5 protein-coding genes are annotated in these 2,960 nt (G+C 53.6%); all 5 read left to right on the forward strand.

Annotation, left to right across the window (positions count from 1 at the left end):
- On the forward strand, positions 1-344 hold a 344-nt coding region (locus ACWVCN_RS05140; protein WP_455244446.1), incomplete at its 5' end, for an O-methyltransferase.
- 165 nt (positions 345-509) lie between these two features.
- Positions 510-1,415 (forward strand): DMT family transporter, encoded by a 906-nt coding sequence (locus ACWVCN_RS05145; RefSeq protein WP_455244447.1) that lies wholly within the window; start codon positions 510-512, stop codon positions 1,413-1,415.
- A gap of 40 nt (positions 1,416-1,455) precedes the next feature.
- A complete protein-coding gene (locus tag ACWVCN_RS05150; RefSeq protein ID WP_455244448.1) occupies positions 1,456-1,878 on the forward strand; it encodes a nuclear transport factor 2 family protein in 423 nt (140 codons plus the stop codon).
- Positions 1,879-2,168: 290 nt separating this feature from the next.
- Positions 2,169-2,579, forward strand: a complete 411-nt coding sequence (locus ACWVCN_RS05155; protein ID WP_455244449.1) for a hypothetical protein — start codon at positions 2,169-2,171, stop codon at positions 2,577-2,579.
- A 55-nt stretch (positions 2,580-2,634) separates the two neighbouring features.
- On the forward strand, positions 2,635-2,853 hold the full coding sequence (locus ACWVCN_RS05160; RefSeq protein WP_455244450.1) for a hypothetical protein: 219 nt from the start codon (positions 2,635-2,637) through the stop codon (positions 2,851-2,853).
- Positions 2,854-2,960 lie beyond the last annotated feature (107 nt).

Genomic DNA, 2,960 nt, shown 5'->3' on the forward strand with positions numbered 1-2,960 from the left:
ATTTTGCGCGATCTCCTCACGGCAAGAAGATTACAATCCACATGGGACCTGCGCTCGAAACAATGCGTCGGCTCAGCGGTCCGTTTGACGTGATTTTCATCGATGCCGACAAGGCCAACTATGTGAACTATTACCGCCGTGCCAAAGAATTAATGGCCCCGGAAGGAGTGATTCTCATAGACAATGTGCTGTGGAACGGTGATGTGCTCAAGCAGGTGCCACCGGATGAGAAGACAGCCACGATTCAGGAATTGAATCGCGTGGTTTCTTCTGATGGTGATGTAACGTGCGTACTTGTTACTATTCGGGATGGATTGCTGATGGTGCAACGAAAGAAAAACTGAGGCTAATGTCGGTGGGCGCTCGGTTTGATGCCGGGTACTTCGTTCTGAAATAGGATCTTTTCTGTTCAAAAAGATAAAGCGTAGAGCGCGGCACAAACCGGACAAAGCTTATAGGGGCTTTGGAAATGGCTTGACGTATGGAAGCAACAATTGTATCCACGTTTCATGGCTCCTCCCTCATCCGGTCTCGCCCACGGGGCTGTCATCGGCGCTGCGGTGCTGTGGGGTGGCTCGATCGTCGCGCAGAAACTCGCTTTAGGTGCGTTCTCCCCTGTTGAAGCCTCGGTTCTACGAGATATCGGTGGTCTTACCGTCCTGTTGGTCACCTGGTTTTGGCAGGAGGGATCCTTGGCAACGATCACAACGGCTGATCTCAGGACCCTCTGCCTTCTCGGCCTCGGCGTATTGGGAAACCATTTGCTCATCCTGATCGGTCTCAAGTATGTCAGCGGTGCTGTGGCCGGCGTCATCATCGGATCCTCACCTGTCGTCACCGCATTACTGTCTTCTCTTTTAATTCAAGATGTTCCGCTGCGCTCCGTGTTGGCCGGAAGCCTGCTGTCGTTTCTGGGTGTGGGTTTGGTGTCAGTCGCCGGTTTTCAAGCGGCAGGGGAACAGCCGGTGCTTGGCGGTGGACTGGTATTTCTAGGAGTCGCCAGTTGGGCTCTCTACAGCATCGGAAGCCGGTCGATCATGGAACGACTGTCTCCGTTGACGGTTAACTGGACGACGCTCTGTGTTGCTACCATCCTTCAAATTCCGTTGCTGTGGACCGACAGAAAAATGCAGGATGCGGGACTCTCGTCGGTAGCCGTTGCCGATTGGATGGCGCTGGTCTACCTGATTGTCTTCGCTACGGCCATTGCGCAACAGGCTTGGCTCTTTGGTGTAAAAGGCATAGGCCCTTCGCGCGCTTCAGTGCTGGGAAACCTCACACCGGTTGCTGCGGTCGCACTCTCCGCGTTGATTCTCAGAGAGTCCGTGGGGGCCGTTGAGTTTCTTGGAATCACTCTTATTCTCACGGGCGTCTGGATAGTACATCTGCAAACGTCCAGGCTGACACGAGCCTAGCTGCCTCATTCTCTCTCGCGCTCCGGTACAGGATTCCAGTATGATAGCCCACTCAGAAATGGGGGTGCGTGTGATCGAACAACGAATTGAGGAAGTGACCAAGGCTAATCATCGGTTTTACGAAGCGTTCCAATCGCTCGATATCGCCAAGATGGATGAAGTGTGGGCTCATCTTGAGTATGTGACGTGTATTCATCCGGGGTGGTCGATTCGTTCCGACTGGCCCAACGTTCGCGATTCGTGGGTGCTGATCTTCAATAATACGTTCTCGATGAAATTTGAACTCACCGAGGTTATGGTGCAGGTGGCCGGAGATATAGCGTGGGTGATCTGTGTTGAAAACATCACGAGCCAGCAGTCGGAAGAGCCGCAGGAAGCACGTGTACTCGCCACAAATCTATTTGAGCGGATCGGGGACGAGTGGTTGATGATTCATCATCATGGGTCGGCTGTGATGGGGTAGCGGCCTGCCGCTCTCTGCGCTCCCGGAACGCGGCACGCGGGATTGATCGTATTTTGAAATTAAGGACGGTGCTCGTTCGACGGGCGGATGGGGGAAGCATTCAGCCCGTGACCTTAGGGGGTGGTGAAAGGTGGGTGGCCCGCCATTTGTATGTGCTCGCGGCAAGCGCGCACTGTGAGAATTGGAAAAACACTATGCCGTAGGGAATGGGGGGCGAGAGTGTTCCCTCCCCTCGGTGGCTGAATCTTCGCGGGCGGGTGGCTTGTTATGTTTCGGAAGCGACAGCGCCCATGAATGAATTTGGCAAGTCAGCCAGGAGGCATTTTGATTTTCTGATTAACGAATTCGGATTCATTGTGACGTCGGAAGATGATCCTGTTCGTTATGACGCGCTTTCACTTTACGTGGAGATATGGTCAAGCAAAGGAGAGACCGACGTGTTGTTCGGTGTGAAGGCCGATACCGATATTCTGCGGCCCTACGTGTCACACCTATTCAGCCTGGCCGAGGTCGTTCGTTACTACAAGAAGGGGCCGTTCCCCGGATTCGACTCTTATTCTGGCGCGGCCGATCTCACTGATGATCAACGCTTCCTGGCTTACTTGGCCGATCTCATGAAGAAGTACTGCGGGGAAATCCTACGCGGAGATATCAAGGTTCTGGAAAAACTGTCGCTAAACCGTGGCAACAAGCAGGCTTAGCATGTCCCTCAACGAGGTGAAACTGCTCTGAACGGCGATTGTGACGGAGTGCCGAATGACGATGGACAGGGATTCGCAAAATCCTGGCTCGATGTATGGCGGTATGACGGTCAACGAACGACTTTTTGCGGCAGGCCTATTTGATGCGTTCGACGATGCGGTCTACAAGAAAGATCGCGACAAGATGCTGGAGTTATTGCAGCAGGTTGCTGTTGAGAAACCTGAATGGTCCGTGGATATGATCTTGGCACATCCCGAACGGTATGGCTTCTAAGTGTACGGTTCTACTACGGCTTTGGGGTTGTCTGTGCCGGCGTCTCTTCGACGCGGACGTTCTTTGACCATTCGGCAGCGACGGTGTCGCGCTGGTCCATAGTCATG

This window comes from Petrachloros mirabilis (assembly GCF_975968855.1).

What these genes read in the sequence shown, in the direction of transcription:
- ACWVCN_RS05145 (WP_455244447.1), top strand. Translation starts at nt 510, where the DNA reads ATGGCTCCTCCCTCATCCGGTCTCGCCCACGGGGCTGTCATCGGCGCT.
- ACWVCN_RS05150 (WP_455244448.1), top strand. Translation starts at nt 1,456, where the DNA reads ATGATAGCCCACTCAGAAATGGGGGTGCGTGTGATCGAACAACGAATT.
- ACWVCN_RS05155 (WP_455244449.1), top strand. Translation starts at nt 2,169, where the DNA reads ATGAATGAATTTGGCAAGTCAGCCAGGAGGCATTTTGATTTTCTGATT.
- ACWVCN_RS05160 (WP_455244450.1), top strand. Translation starts at nt 2,635, where the DNA reads ATGACGATGGACAGGGATTCGCAAAATCCTGGCTCGATGTATGGCGGT.